This window comes from Sediminicoccus sp. KRV36 (genome assembly GCF_023243115.1).
Classification (GTDB): domain Bacteria; phylum Pseudomonadota; class Alphaproteobacteria; order Acetobacterales; family Acetobacteraceae; genus Roseococcus.
Genome location: NZ_CP085081.1, coordinates 3,172,509 through 3,185,919 on the forward strand (window position 1 = coordinate 3,172,509; position 13,411 = coordinate 3,185,919).

17 protein-coding genes and 1 tRNA gene are annotated in these 13,411 nt (G+C 66.6%); 6 read left to right on the top strand and 12 right to left on the bottom strand.

The window, feature by feature from the left end:
- Nucleotides 1-43 precede the first annotated feature (43 nt).
- The 3 genes from LHU95_RS14980 to LHU95_RS14990 are packed head-to-tail and all read left to right on the top strand — an operon-like array spanning nt 44 to nt 1,558.
- The gene (locus LHU95_RS14980) at nt 44-904 is read left to right on the top strand and encodes a phage Gp37/Gp68 family protein (RefSeq protein ID WP_248707761.1); all 861 of its coding nucleotides are present in this window, start codon (nt 44-46) and stop codon (nt 902-904) included.
- Nucleotides 901-1,125, top strand: a complete 225-nt coding sequence (locus LHU95_RS14985) for a hypothetical protein (RefSeq protein WP_248707762.1) — start codon at nt 901-903, stop codon at nt 1,123-1,125. Before LHU95_RS14980 ends, LHU95_RS14985 begins: the two co-directional genes overlap by 4 nt.
- Nucleotides 1,118-1,558, top strand: a complete 441-nt coding sequence (locus tag LHU95_RS14990; RefSeq protein ID WP_248707763.1) for a hypothetical protein — start codon at nt 1,118-1,120, stop codon at nt 1,556-1,558. Before LHU95_RS14985 ends, LHU95_RS14990 begins: the two co-directional genes overlap by 8 nt.
- A gap of 13 nt (nt 1,559-1,571) precedes the next feature.
- Here the strand turns inward: LHU95_RS14990 and LHU95_RS14995 are convergent, their stop codons facing one another.
- Nucleotides 1,572-1,859: a hypothetical protein gene (locus tag LHU95_RS14995; RefSeq protein WP_248707764.1), complete on the bottom strand. Its 288-nt coding sequence runs from the start codon at nt 1,857-1,859 to the stop codon at nt 1,572-1,574.
- Between the two features lie 93 nt (nt 1,860-1,952).
- Here LHU95_RS14995 and LHU95_RS15000 point away from each other — a divergent pair, with 93 nt between their 5' ends.
- Genes LHU95_RS15000 through LHU95_RS15010 form a run of 3 tightly spaced genes read left to right on the top strand, consistent with a single transcriptional unit; the run spans nt 1,953 to nt 3,551 of the window.
- A complete protein-coding gene (locus tag LHU95_RS15000; RefSeq protein ID WP_248707765.1) occupies nt 1,953-2,270 on the top strand; it encodes a DUF4326 domain-containing protein in 318 nt (105 codons plus the stop codon).
- Nucleotides 2,263-2,496: a hypothetical protein gene (locus LHU95_RS15005; protein ID WP_248707766.1), complete on the top strand. Its 234-nt coding sequence runs from the start codon at nt 2,263-2,265 to the stop codon at nt 2,494-2,496. Before LHU95_RS15000 ends, LHU95_RS15005 begins: the two co-directional genes overlap by 8 nt.
- The gene (locus tag LHU95_RS15010; RefSeq protein ID WP_248707767.1) at nt 2,493-3,551 is read left to right on the top strand and encodes a tyrosine-type recombinase/integrase; all 1,059 of its coding nucleotides are present in this window, start codon (nt 2,493-2,495) and stop codon (nt 3,549-3,551) included. The genes LHU95_RS15005 and LHU95_RS15010 overlap by 4 nt, the downstream gene beginning before the upstream one ends.
- Nucleotides 3,552-3,576: 25 nt before the next feature.
- Here LHU95_RS15010 and LHU95_RS15015 read toward each other — a convergent pair.
- The 11 genes from LHU95_RS15015 to thrS form a co-directional block, all read right to left on the bottom strand.
- A tRNA-Arg gene (locus LHU95_RS15015) sits at nt 3,577-3,652 on the bottom strand.
- A gap of 139 nt (nt 3,653-3,791) precedes the next feature.
- The gene (gene leuB / locus LHU95_RS15020) at nt 3,792-4,904 is read right to left on the bottom strand and encodes a 3-isopropylmalate dehydrogenase (protein ID WP_248707768.1); all 1,113 of its coding nucleotides are present in this window, start codon (nt 4,902-4,904) and stop codon (nt 3,792-3,794) included.
- Between the two features lie 54 nt (nt 4,905-4,958).
- Nucleotides 4,959-5,573, bottom strand: a complete 615-nt coding sequence (leuD, locus tag LHU95_RS15025; protein WP_248707769.1) for a 3-isopropylmalate dehydratase small subunit — start codon at nt 5,571-5,573, stop codon at nt 4,959-4,961.
- Between the two features lies 1 nt (nt 5,574).
- Nucleotides 5,575-7,005, bottom strand: coding sequence for a 3-isopropylmalate dehydratase large subunit (gene leuC, locus LHU95_RS15030; protein WP_248707770.1), 1,431 nt, complete (start codon nt 7,003-7,005; stop codon nt 5,575-5,577).
- Between the two features lie 67 nt (nt 7,006-7,072).
- Nucleotides 7,073-7,489 carry a 50S ribosomal protein L19 gene (gene rplS, locus LHU95_RS15035; protein ID WP_248707771.1) on the bottom strand — a complete coding sequence of 139 codons (417 nt, stop codon included), beginning with the start codon at nt 7,487-7,489 and terminating at the stop codon, nt 7,073-7,075.
- Between the two features lie 25 nt (nt 7,490-7,514).
- Nucleotides 7,515-8,240 carry a tRNA (guanosine(37)-N1)-methyltransferase TrmD gene (trmD, locus tag LHU95_RS15040; protein ID WP_248707772.1) on the bottom strand — a complete coding sequence of 242 codons (726 nt, stop codon included), beginning with the start codon at nt 8,238-8,240 and terminating at the stop codon, nt 7,515-7,517.
- Entirely contained in the window at nt 8,237-8,764 is a 528-nt protein-coding gene (gene rimM, locus LHU95_RS15045) for a ribosome maturation factor RimM (protein WP_248707773.1), read from the bottom strand. The genes trmD and rimM overlap by 4 nt, the downstream gene beginning before the upstream one ends.
- A gap of 7 nt (nt 8,765-8,771) precedes the next feature.
- Complete coding sequence (gene rpsP / locus LHU95_RS15050; RefSeq protein WP_248707774.1) at nt 8,772-9,107, bottom strand: 30S ribosomal protein S16; 336 nt, start codon at nt 9,105-9,107, stop codon at nt 8,772-8,774.
- A 30-nt stretch (nt 9,108-9,137) separates the two neighbouring features.
- Nucleotides 9,138-10,511 (bottom strand): signal recognition particle protein, encoded by a 1,374-nt coding sequence (ffh, locus tag LHU95_RS15055; RefSeq protein WP_248707775.1) that lies wholly within the window; start codon nt 10,509-10,511, stop codon nt 9,138-9,140.
- Between the two features lie 274 nt (nt 10,512-10,785).
- A complete protein-coding gene (infC, locus tag LHU95_RS15060; RefSeq protein WP_248707776.1) occupies nt 10,786-11,310 on the bottom strand; it encodes a translation initiation factor IF-3 in 525 nt (174 codons plus the stop codon).
- A gap of 73 nt (nt 11,311-11,383) precedes the next feature.
- A complete protein-coding gene (gene thrS, locus LHU95_RS15065) occupies nt 11,384-13,342 on the bottom strand; it encodes a threonine--tRNA ligase (protein ID WP_248707777.1) in 1,959 nt (652 codons plus the stop codon).
- Nucleotides 13,343-13,411: the final 69 nt, after the last annotated feature.

Genomic DNA, 13,411 nt, shown 5'->3' on the forward strand with positions numbered 1-13,411 from the left:
AACACGCGCGGCCCGCCCTTCTGATCACGATGCGAGGCGAGACATGGGCCAGAACAGCGCCATCGAGTGGACCGATCACACCTTCAATCCCTGGACGGGCTGCACCCGCGTCTCACCAGGATGTGACCACTGCTATGCCGAGGCGCTGTCCCGGCGCAGCCCGCAGACCTTCGGCTCCTGGCAGCCAGGCGCACCACGCCGCCGCACCAGCGAGGCCTATTGGCGCCAGCCGCTGGCCTGGAACCGCAAGGTCGCGCGTGAGGGCCGGCGCGCCCGCGTCTTCTGCGCCAGCATGGCCGATGTGTTCGACAATCAGGTGCCAGAGGAATGGCGCCGCCATCTGTGGTCGCTGATCTGGGAGACACGGAACCTCGACTGGCTTTTGCTGACGAAGCGGCCGCAGAACATCGCATCCATGCTACCGCCCGCAGAGTGGCACGCAGAATGGCCGATGCCTCACGTCTGGCTCGGCACCACCGTCGAGAACCAGGCCGAGGCCGATCGGCGCATCCCGCAGCTGCTGGCCGTGCCCGCCGCGAAGCGCTTCCTGAGCTGCGAGCCGCTGCTGGGGCCTGTGGACCTTTCCGCTTGGTGGAAGGAGAGCCCGCCCGGCAGCACCTACTGGCACCCCAACGGCCTGCACTGGATCATCGCCGGCGGCGAGAGCGGCCGCGGTGCGCGGCCTATGCACCCCCACTGGGCCCGCAGCCTGCGGGACCAATGCGCGGCAGCCAGCGTGCCGTTCTTCTTCAAGCAGTGGGGGGATTTCGCTTGGCGCGCCACTGGCGAGGCCGCGGGGGCTGTCAATGGTGGCTTCGCTATCCCGATCGCAGCTGTTCGCGTCGGCAAGAAGGCCGCCGGCCGCCTCCTCGATGGCCGCGAGCACAATGAGGTCCCGGCATGACGCTCACCCACCCCAGCCCCACCGAGGCCGAGGCCTTCCTCGACCGCATGATGCATGCCGCCCAATCCGGCAGCCCCGTCACGGCCGAGGATGTGGCCCGCCTCCGCCGCCTCGCCGACTGGGCCGACGCCGCGCCCGCACCCGGCTGGAACGGCACCCTCGACCGCGGCGAAACCGCCCGCGCCATCCACGCAGCCAGGGAGCGCATGGCCGATGCCTGAAACTGCCACCCACATAGAACCGCTCGACCTGTTCGGCCTCGGCCGCATGTGGTGGCAGGGGCACATCCTTCGCGAGTGCCTCACGGATCAGGCGCGCTTCGATTGCGGAGACCGCATGGAGGTCGCCATCGAGCTGGGCGCATCCGGCTGCCACAACAGCCGCCTGGGCATTGACGTGTCGCAGGATGCGGCTGGCCGGTGGTGGGCCGGCTATTTCTGGCGCTGCTGGCACATGCCGGACGGGACCGCGCACGGTACCAGCACGCCGATCGACGCCTTCCGCGCCGCTACGCGGGAGGAGGCGATCCGACTTGCTGCCACCGGCCTCCTGCAAAACCTGCCGAACATCACCACCGGCAAGGGCGGGCGAATCCTGTCCACCTGGCGCCGCGAGCTGGCCGCGCGGATCGAGAGCGAGAGGAGGGCAGCGTGACGAAGCTGGCCGGTCAGTCCTCTACCGTCAGATCGACACCCGCATCCCGAAGCGCAGCGACTAAGTATCGCGCTTCCATCGACGGAGGCCCCGCAACGGTTGCCGCCGCTCGCGCCCATTCGCTGCTGAGGTTCTCGGGCTTCACAGCACCGTGGGCGGTCAGGAAGGCGTTGGCCGCATCCCAGGCTTCCGTGCGCGATACAACAATGGTCATCAGAGATGGCTCACAACCAACCACGCGCAGCCATTTTTTCCGGTCATGGATGATCATGTTCGGACCATCAACAACAACATCATACATAGGCGCATGTTCCTTCTTGCGGCCGAGAGCGCCTGCCGCTCGGCGCAGAGTCATTTATTCGCAAGCATGTGGCGCAATTCAAGAGGCGGGCACATGACTACCCCCATCCGCCTGCGCCTCAGCCGCGCAAAGGGCTTCGATCTGCAACTGCTGTCTCGGTCCATCAACGGCCTGCCAGCGCGCTCCGTGGGGCGGCCATCGAAATGGGGCAATCCCTATCGCATCGGTCCCGACACCCGCGCCGAGGCCGTGGCCAAGTTCCGCGCATGGATCGGAGAATATCCCGCGACCGCCACCGTGATCCGCGATGATCTACGCGGCCACAACCTCGCCTGCTGGTGTCCGCTGCCCAAACCCGGCGAGCCGGACCACTGCCACGCCGCCGTGCTGCTGGAGGTGGCAAATGCCTGACGGCGGCACCCTTCCAGGCTGGCCGCGCTTTCTCCGCGCCGAGAAGGCCGCAGCCTATCTGGACGTGAGCAAGTCCCAATTCCTCGCCGTCATCGCGCCCGAGCTGAAGGCCATCAACCTCAGCCCCGCCGTGCGCGGCTGGCTGCGCGAGGATCTGGACGCCTGGCTGGACGCGCGGGCCGGTCGCGTTGCAGCATCCCCTGAACACAACCCCTGGCATCAATGAGCCCCACCCGCGTCAGCCTCAAGCATGTTAGCCGGTTCCGGGACCGGCATGGCCATCTGCGCCATTACCTCCGCATCCCCGGCTGCAAAAAGCTGTCCCTGCCCGGCGAGCCCGGCTCGCCCGAATTCATGGCCGCCTATGCCGCCGGCATCGCCCAAGCCCCCCAGGCAGCACCCAAGGTCAAGGGGCCGCCACCTGGCACGCTGGATGCCCTCGCCGTTGCCTACTACAGTCACGGCAGCTTCACCGGCCTTCGGGAATCATCCCAGGCGAATTACCGCCGCATCGTGGAGCAGCTCCGGGCGAAGCATGGCGACAAGCCGATCCGCATGCTGGACGCGGCCGGCGTGCGGGTTCTCATGGCCGAGAAGGGCGAGCACCGCGCCGCGGCGAATCACCGCTTGCGCGTGCTGCGCTCCCTCTGTGGCGTGGCGATTGAGGCTGGCTTAATCGCGGCCGATCCTACGGCCGGCGTGAAGCGCCTGCGCCGCGAGACGAAAGGCTACACAAGCTGGTCTGAGGATGAGATCGCGCTCTACGAAAAGCGCTGGCCATCTGGGACGCGCGAACGCCTGGCGCTGGCGCTGCTGCTCTACACTGCGCAGCGGCGGAGCGATGTAGTGCGGATGGGCCGCCAGCACATCCATGGGGCCTTCATCGCCGTTCGACAGGTCAAGACGCGGGCCGAGATCGAGGTCCCTATTCACCCTGCGCTGGCGGCCGAGCTGGCGCATGTGCCGGCCGGGCAGATGCTGTTCCTGCAAACTGCGCAGGGCGTCGGCTTCACCGCGAACGGGTTTTACATGCGCTTCCGGGCATGGTGCGACGCGGCCGGAATTCCGGCTGGCCGCTCGCCTCACGGCCTGCGCAAAGCCTGCGCTCGGCGGCTGGCCGAGGCCGGCGCCACGACGCACCAGATCGGTGCGGTGACCGGGCACAAGACGCTCTCTGAGATCGAGGTTTACACGCGCGCGGCGGAACAAAAGCGGTTGGCCAGCGCGGGCATGAAGCGCATCCAGCTTCCAACCCCTCGCCGCAGGATTTCCAACCCCTAGTAAAATCAACGCGTTAAGGGGCGATTGGCGCACCCGGAAGGACTCGAACCTCCAACCCCCAGATTCGTAGTCTGGTGCTCTATCCATTGAGCTACGGGTGCTTGCCGTGGGCCGGGAGATACCCTTCGCGGCTGGACCGCGCAACCCCCCGGGCGTCAGCTTTGTGACGTGGTGCGATGCGCTATGCGCATGGGGCCGAACGCGCTCCGCGCGTGGGGCACAACGCGCCCCACGCGCGCCTTACGCGGCCAGCTTGTTCAGCTCCCGCACCACGCTCTCGCCCATCACGGAGCAGCTGATCCGGGCCATGCCAGGCTGCATGATGTCGGCCGTGCGCAAGCCACCCGCCAGCACGCCCTCCACGGCCTGCTCGACCAGCCGCGCCTGCTCCTCCATGCCGAAGGAAAGCCGCAGCAGCATCGCGAAGGAAAGGATCTGCGCCGAAGGGTTGGCGATTCCCTTGCCCGCGATATCCGGCGCCGAACCATGAATCGGCTCATACAACGCATGGCGGCGCCCATCGGCGCCGACAGCGCCCAGCGTCGCCGAAGGCAGCATGCCCAGGGAGCCCGTCAGTGCAGCCGCCAGGTCACTCAGCACATCGCCAAACAGGTTGGAGGCGAGGATCACATCGAACTGCTTAGGCCGCGAGCAGAGCTGCATGGCAGCGTTGTCCGCGTACATGTGCTCCAGCTCCACATCCGCGAATTCCGCCTTGTGGATCTCGCCCACGACGGCGCGCCAGAGGCGGCCGGACTGCATCACATTGGCCTTCTCGCAACTGGTCACCTTGTTGCGGCGCTTGCGCGCGAGATCAAAGGCGACGCGTGCGACGCGTGCGATCTCATCTTCCGAATAAACCTCGGTATCAATGCCGACGCGCTTGCCATTGGCATCGGTATGGATGCCGCGCGGCTCGCCGAAGTAGATGCCGCCCGTGCTTTCGCGCACGATCATGATGTCCAGCCCGCGCACCACATCGGGCTTGAGCGAGGAGGCATCCACCAAGGGGTCCAGCACGATGGCGGGGCGCAGATTGGCAAACAGCCCCAGCTCCTTGCGGAGGCGCAGGATGCCAAGCTCAGGGCGCTGATCGAAGGGCAGGCTGTCCCATTTCGGGCCACCCACACTGCCGAACAGCACGGCATCAGCATCACGCGCCGCATTCACGGTGCGGTCCGGGCAGGGCACGCCCTCCGCATCAATCGCAGCACCACCGACCAGCCCTTCGCCAATCTCGAAGCGCACCATGCGGCGCTGCTCCATCCAGTCAATGACGCGACGCACTTCGTGCATCACTTCGGGACCGATGCCGTCACCCGGCAGGACGAGGAGTTTCTTGTTCGCGATCATTCAAATGTCCTGCCGGTCGGGAGGGTTGGTGTGGCGGCTGCCGGGCGCGGCAGATCAGCCAGCATGCAGCCAGGGCTGGGCGGCGCGCTGCTTCTCTTCGTAGCTGTCGATCGAGGTGGTGTGCTGCATGGTCTGGCCGATATCATCGAGGCCGTTCAACAGGCAGTGGCGGCGGAACGGGTCGATCGCGAAGGGGATTTCCTCGCCATTCGGCCGCACGACCACGTTGCGCTCCAGATCCACCGTGATGCGCGCATTGCCGCCAAGCTTCGCATCCTCCATCAGCGTCTCGCAGATCTCGCGCGGCAGGCGGATCGGCAGCAGGCCGTTCTTGAAGCTGTTATTGTGGAAGATGTCCGCGAAATCGGGCGCGATCACGCAGCGAATGCCGAAATCCAAGAGCGCCCACGGCGCATGCTCACGCGAGGAACCGCAGCCGAAATTCTCAAAGGCGATCAGCACTTCGGCCTTGCGATACGGCTCCTGGTTGAGCACGAAATCCGGATTCTCCGAGCCATCTTCCCGGTAGCGGAAATTGGCGAAAAGGTTCTTGCCAAAGCCCGTGCGCGCGATGGATTTCAGGAAGCGCGCGGGGATGATCTGGTCGGTATCCACATTGGCCTTGGGCAAGGGTGCGGCGATGCCCGTCAGCGTGGTGAAGGCTTCCATGTCAGAGGCTCCCTTTCGGCTGGTAGTCGCGCACATCGGCCAGATGCCCGGCAATCGCCGCCGCCGCCGCCATGGCGGGTGAGAGCAGATGCGTGCGCCCGCCCGGGCCCTGGCGGCCCTCGAAGTTACGGTTGCTCGTGCTGGCGCTGCGCTGGCCGGGCGTGAGCTTGTCCGGGTTCATGCCCAGGCACATCGAGCAGCCAGCCTCACGCCATTCGAAGCCCGCTTCGAGCAGCACGCGGTCCAGCCCTTCCCGCTCGGCCTGAGCCTTCACGAGGCCCGAGCCCGGCACGACCATGGCGCGCACCCCATCGGCCACGCGGCGGCCCTTGGCGATGGCGGCGGCGGCGCGGATATCCTCGATGCGGCTATTTGTGCAGCTGCCGATGAAGGCGACGTCAATCTTGAGGTCCGTCAGGCGCTGACCGGGCGTCAGGCCCATATACTCCACCATGCGGCGCAGCTGGGCGCGGCGCGCCTCATCCGCGGCATCTTCCGGGTTCGGCACCACGCCTGTGATCGGCAGCACATCCTCAGGGCTCGTGCCCCAGGTCACCTGCGGCGCGATCTCATGCGCGTTCAACTTCACGATCTTGTCGTAATGCGCACCGGGGTCCGTCGGCAGCGTGCGCCAATAGGCGATGGCGCGCTCCAGCGCCTCGCCCTTCGGGGCCATGGGTCGGCCGCGAATATACTCGAAGGTCGTCTCATCGGGCGCGATCAGGCCGGCGCGGGCGCCACCCTCGATCGCCATGTTGGAGACCGTCATGCGGCCCGCCATGTCCAGGGCGCGAATGGTGTCGCCACAATACTCGATCACATGGCCCGTGCCGCCCGCCGTGCCGATCTTGCCGATGATGGCAAGCGTCACATCCTTGCCCGAACAGCCGACCGCCAGATTGCCCTCGACCAGCACCTGCATGTTCTTGGCCGGCCGCTGCAGCAGCGTCTGCGTGGCGAGCACGTGCTCCACCTCGCTCGTGCCGATGCCGAAGGCCAGCGCACCCATGGCGCCATGCGTGGAGGTGTGGCTGTCACCGCAGACGATGGTCATGCCCGGCAGCGAGCGCCCCAGCTCAGGCCCGATCACATGCACGATGCCCTGCCGCTCATCGAGCAGCGGGATCAGCGGCATGCCGAACTCCACCGCGTTGCGCTCCAGTGTCTCGACCTGCAGGCGGCTCTCGTCATCCACGATGCCGGTGTAGCGCGAGGCGTCGGTCGCGATGTTGTGGTCAATCACGCCGAGCGTGAGATCGGGGCGGCGGATCTTGCGGCCAGCCAGGCGCAGGCCCTCGAAGGCCTGCGGCGTGGTCACCTCATGCGTGAGGTGGAGGTCGATGTAGAGAAGCACGGTTCCATCCGGCAGCGTCTCGACCACATGGGCGGCCCAGATCTTGTCGAACAGCGTGCGCGGCTTTCCGTCGCTCATTGGCGGCATCTCCCTCTACAAATCGGCAGTCCAGCGGAGGGCCGCGACGGCCCTCCGCACCGGGGCATCAGCCCTCGGCCGTATCCTTGACCGCGGCCGCTTCCTTGGCACCGGCGGGCGTACGCAGGCCGAGCTTCTCCGCGATGCGCGCCGACTTGCCGGTGCGGCCACGCAGGTAATAGAGCTTCGCACGGCGCACCTTGCCGCGACGCACGACGGTGATCTCCGCAATCGCCGGGGAGTGCAGCGGGAAGACGCGCTCCACGCCCTCACCGTAGGAGAGCTTGCGCACGGTGAAATTGCTGTGCAGGCCGCGGTTGGAGCGCGCGATCACCACACCCTCATAGGCCTGAACGCGCGTGCGCTCGCCTTCCACGACCTTCACCATCACGCGCACGGTGTCGCCAGCGGCGAATTCCGGGATGGGGCGCGTCGCGATCAGGCGGGCCTTCTGGTCGGCATCGAATTGCTGCAAGAGGTTCATGGTCAAGTCCTTTCGAAGATTTGGTTTAGGCTGAGGCCCCACGGTCAGCAATGGGGGCTTCAACCTGCATGCGAGTCCAAAGATCAGGCCGCCGCTCACGCGTCACGGCCTCGGATTGGTGGCGCCGCCAGCGCGCAACTTCGGCATGATGGCCGGAGAGCAGCACGGGCGGCACGGCGCGGCCCTGCCATTCGGCGGGCCGCGTGTAATGCGGATATTCGAGAAGCCCCGCGCTATGGCTTTCCTCGACAGCGCTTTCGGCCGCCCCCATCACGCCGGGCAGCAACCGGACACAGGCATCCAGCAGCGCCAGGGCCGCAACTTCGCCGCCCGAGAGCACGTAGTCGCCCAGGCTGACCTCACGCATGCCGCGCGCCTCGATCACGCGCTGATCCACGCCCTCATACCGCCCACAGAGCAGCACGAGGCCGGGGCCTGCCGCGAAATCACGCACCATGGCCTGGTCCAGCAGGCGGCCGCGTGGCGTCAGATAGACCAGCGGGCGGAGATCGCCGTCCGGCTTGGCGGCGGCGATCGCCGCATCCGCCACATCAGGCCGCATCACCATGCCGGCACCACCGCCAAAAGGCGTGTCATCCACAGTGCGGTGGCGATCCGTGGCAAAGCCGCGGATATCCATCGCCTCGCAGCGCCACTTGCCATCCCGCAGGGCGCGCCCCGCAAGGGACACATCCAGCGGCCCGGGGAACATCTCCGGGAACAGGGTGAGGATGCTGGCGTGCCAGGTCATGCCGCACCCGCTTCGGAGTCACCCGGCTGCGGTTCGACGACGACTTCCGCGGGCAGCACCACGGTGATGCGGCGCGCCTGGACGTTCACCTCGGGCACCACCGCATGGGTGAAGGGCAGCAACCGCTCGGGCGGACCCTCCAGCACCAGGAAGGCCCCCGCCCCGTGATCCTCGACCGCGCGAACGCGGCCGAGCGCCTGGCCTTCCGGTGTCACGGCCGCCATGCCCTCGAGGTCGGAGAGGTAGTATTCCTCCGGGTCCTCGGGCGGCGGCAGAGCGTCGCGGGGCACATAGAGGCGTGTCCCGGTCAGCCTGGCCGCCTGGTCGCGGTCCGTCACACCCTCGATGCGCGCGAGATCAGCCGAGAGCAACTCCAGCACGAAGCGGCGAGAGCCCGCCTCATCCGTCAGCGGGCCGTAGGCGGTCAGGTCCTCCGGCTCGGCGGTGAAGCTGCGGACGCGCACCAGGCCCCGCACACCGTGCGGCCTCCCGATTTCGCCCAGCAGGATCATCGCCGTTGCCATGTTGGACTCAGCGCGCGGCGTTCGCTGCGGCGCGTTCCTGCGCCTTCTTCTTCGGCGCCGACTGGATCGGCTGCGTCGGGATGGCGGGCATCTCCATCAGGCCGGCGCGGCCCAGGAACTTCGCCACGCGGTCGGTCGCCAGGGCGCCCTGGGCGAGCCATTCCTTGATGCGCTCCTCCTGCAGGCGCAGGCGGTCGGCATGCTCGGCCGGCAGCATGGGGTTGTAGCTGCCCAGCTTCTCGATGAAGCGACCATCGCGCGGCGAGCGGCTATCGGCCACCACGATGTGATAATAGGGGCGCTTCTTGGCGCCGGCGCGGGCAAGGCGAATCTTCAGGCCCATGGGGTCTTCTCCTTCGGTAAAGTCTGACTGCTAAAAAGGTCGGCGGCCCTGAGGCATGAGCGCGGCGAGCCCGCCGCGCATCATCCCTTTCTGGCCCATCTTGTTCATGCGCTTCATCATGTCGCGCATGTCCTCGAATTGTTTGAGCAGGCGGTTCACCTCCTGCACGGAGGCGCCCGAACCGGCCGCGATGCGCCGCTTGCGCGACGCCTTGATGATCTCGGGCTTGCGGCGCTCACCCACCGTCATGCTGCCGATGATGGCGGCCTGCCTGCGCAGCATGCCGGTGTCCAGATTGGCGTCCTGAAGCTGCGCCTTCACCTTGGCGATGCCCGGCAGCATGCCCATCAGGCCGCTCATCCCGCCCATCTTGCCGATCTGCTTCAACTGGCTGGCATAGTCTTCGAGGCTGAACTGCCCCTTCTGCATCCTGGCCGCGAGCTTCTCCGCCTCGGCCTGGTCAATATTCTCCACCGCCCGCTCGACGAGGGAGACGATGTCGCCCATGCCCAGGATGCGGTTGGCGATGCGGTCGGGGTGGAAATCCTCGAGCGCGTCGAGCTTTTCGCCCGCACCCAGCAGCTTGATGGGCGCACCGGTGACGGCCCGCATGGAGAGGGCCGCGCCACCGCGCGCATCGCCATCCACGCGCGTCATCACGATGCCGGAGATCCCCAGCCGTTCATTGAAGATGCGCGCGGTATTGACGGCATCCTGGCCGGTCATCGCATCTACGACGAGCAGCGTCTCATGCGGCGTGACGGCGGCCTTCACGGCGGCCACCTCATCCATCAGCGCATCGTCGATCGAGAGGCGGCCGGCGGTATCGAGGATCACGACATCATAAAGTTCGCGCCGGCCCAGATCCATGGCGCGCTCGGCGATCTGCAAGGGCGTCTGACCGGCGATGATCGGCAGGCTGGTGACTTCCGCCCGCTCGGCCAGCTGCGCCAGCTGGAGCTGGGCGGCGGGGCGGTGCACGTCGAGGCTGGCCAGCAGCACTTTCTTGCGCTCCCGCCCCTTCAGGCGCAGCGCGATCTTGCCCGAGGTCGTCGTCTTGCCCGAGCCTTGCAGGCCGACCATCAGGATGGCGACGGGGGCGGCGGCTTCCAGGCTGATGCCGCGCGGCCCGGGATCATTGCCGCCCAGCGCTTCAACCAGCGCGTCATTGACGATCTTCACGACCTGCTGGCCGGGCTGGATCGAGCGGATCACCTCCTGGCCCACAGCCCGTTCGCGCACGCGGGCCGTGATATCCTTCACGACCGAGAGGGCGACATCAGCTTCCAGCAGGGCCACGCGGACTTCGCGCAGTGCGTCATTGACGTCGGCTTCGGACAGGGCGCCACGGCCGCGCAGGCGGTCGAACACTCCCTGCAACCTGTTGCCCAACGTCTCGAACACCAATCCATCCCAATTCAAAATCCGCGCTTGCGCGCGGGGCCAACGAAAAACGCGCCGCTGCGCGAAACTCGCGGAGCGGCGGAGATCCCACAGATCGCGGGACCCATGTCAGGATTTCCTGACCGGCGTCGTCTAAGACGCATGTCAGGGGAAGTCAATGAAGAAGGGGGGGTGAGAGGGCGCTGCCCTCTCAAACTTTCAGACGAGGAAACTGACCAGCAGGAAAGCTGCTGCCCTGCCCGAGGTGCTTGAGGGGTTCAGCCCCTCAACCTCCCTATTTGGGCGCCAGCACCATGATCATCTGCCGGTTTTCCAGCCGCGGCATCTGCTCGACCTTCACCAGCTCGACCAGCTCGGTGCGGATGCGTTCCAGCAGCTTCACGCCAAGCTCCTGGTGGGCCATTTCGCGGCCACGGAAGCGCAAGGTGACCTTCACCTTGTCACCCTCGCCGAGGAAGCCCTTCGCCTGGCGCATCTTCACGTCATAATCATGGTCATCAATGTTCGGGCGAACCTTGATCTCCTTGATTTCAACGACCTTCTGCTTCTTGCGGGCCTCGTTGGCCTTTTTCTGCTGCTCGTATTTGAACTTGCCGTAATCGGTGATCTTGCAGACCGGCGGCACCGCGTTCGGGCTGATTTCCAGAAGATCGAGACCCGCCTGGAACGCCTTGTAAAGGGCGTCGCGGATGCTCAATACGCCAAGCATTTCGCCATTCTCGTCAATCAGACGAACCTGTGGAACGCGGATTTCCTCGTTCACGCGGGGCCCCTCCCGGGAGGGGGGCGAAGGGGGCATGGGGCCTCGTGCTATGGTCGTCTCCTGTCTCAGTTACGATACGGCTTCAAAGCGACTTATGGGGCGGCGCGCGTCAGGCCGCAACCGTCTGCGACGAATTTGCCCTCAGGTCGGGAGGGGTTGCCTCTTTTGCAAGCAGCGCCACCGCGTCCTTCAGCGGCAGGCTCTCCTGCTCCCGGCCTGGCAGGCGGCGCAGGACGAGCATGCCTTCCTCCGCCTCGCGCCGGCCGACGACGGCCAGAATCGGCACCCGCGTCTCGATGTGATCCACCACCTTGCGGTTGATCTTCTCGTTGCGCAGATCCGCTTCGGCACGAATGCCGGCGGCCTTCAGCGCGGCGACGACTTCGGCCGCATAGGGCGCCGCATCGTCCACGATGGTCGCCACCACCACCTGGCGCGGCGCCATCCAGAGCGGGAATCGGCCGGCATATTGCTCGATCAGCATGCCCAGGAAGCGCTCGAAGCTGCCCAGGATGGCCCGGTGCAGCATGACGGGGCGGCGGCGAGTGCCGTCCTCCGCCGTATAGAGCGCATCCAGCCGCTCGGGCAGTACGAAATCCACCTGCAGCGTGCCGCATTGCCAATCCCGGCCGATGGCATCCCGCAGCACGAATTCGAGCTTGGGGCCGTAGAAGGCGCCCTCGCCCGGGTTGAGTTCATAGGCCACGCCGGCGATCTCGCAGGCCTCGCGCAGGGCGCCCTCGGCACGGTCCCAGGTGGCGTCGTCGCCCGCGCGGGTTTCCGGACGGTCAGAGAATTTCACGCGGAATTCGGGGAAGCCCATGTCGCGGTAGATGTCGGACAGCAGGGCCACGAACTTCACCGTCTCGGCGGCGATCTGGCTTTCCTCGCAGAAGATATGCGCGTCATCCTGCGTGAAGCCGCGCACGCGCATGATGCCGTGCAGCGCGCCCGAGGGCTCGTAGCGGTGGCAGGCGCCAAATTCGGCCATGCGCAGTGGCAGGTCCCGATAGCTGCGGATGCCTTGGTTGAAGATCTGCACATGGCAGGGGCAGTTCATCGGCTTCAGCGCGTTGATCTTGTGGGCTTCGTCCTGGTCCTCGACGGTCGCCAGGAACATCCCCGCGCGGAATTTCTCCCAATGCCCCGAAGCTTCCCAGAGCTTGCGGTCTACCAGTTGGGGCGTCTTCACCTCCTGGTAGCCGGCGGCATCCAGGCGGCGGCGCATGTAATCCTCCACGACGCGATAGAGCTTCCAGCCGTTCGGATGCCAGAAGACGGAGCCCTGGGCCTCCTCCTGCATGTGGAACAGGTGCATCTCGCGGCCGATGCGGCGGTGGTCCCGGCGCTCGGCCTCCTCCAGCATATGGAGATGCGCGTCCAGTTCCTTCTGGTCGCGCCAGGCGGTGGCGTAGATGCGGCTGAGCATGGCGTTGCGGTGGTCGCCCCGCCAATAGGCGCCGGCCACCTTCATCAGCTTGAAGGCGCTGCCCACGCCGCCCGTGGTCGGCATATGCGGGCCACGGCACAGGTCCAGCCAATCGCCCTGGCGGTAGATCGAGATGGGAACATCCACCGGCAGGTCGCGGATGAGTTCGGCTTTGTAGCGCTCACCCTTCTTCTCGAAGAATTCGATGGCCTGTTCGCGCGGCCAGACTTCGCGGGTGAAGGCCGCGTTGCGCGCGATGATCTCGCGCATCTTGGCTTCGATCCGCGGGAAATCCTCGGGCGTGAAGGGCTCGTTGCGGGCGAAGTCGTAATAGAAGCCGTTCTCGATCGCCGGGCCGATGGTGACCTGCGTGCCGGGGAACAGCTCCTGCACGGCCTCCGCCAGCACATGGGCGGCGTCGTGCCGGATAAGTTCCAGCGCCTCGGCATCCCTGCGGGTGATGAAGCGCAGCGCCGCATCGGCCGTGATTTCGCGGCCGAGGTCCATCATCTCGCCATTCACCACCATGGCGAGGGCGGCCTTGGCGAGGCCGGGCCCGATGGAAGCGGCCACCGCCGTGCCGGTCACTGCGCCGTCAAACTGGCGAAGGGAGCCGTCGGGAAGGGTGATCGCGGGCATTGCATTCTCTTGCTGCTGAAACGGAGGCGGACCATGGGCAGGGTGCCGGCCGGGGTCAAGGGTTGCAGG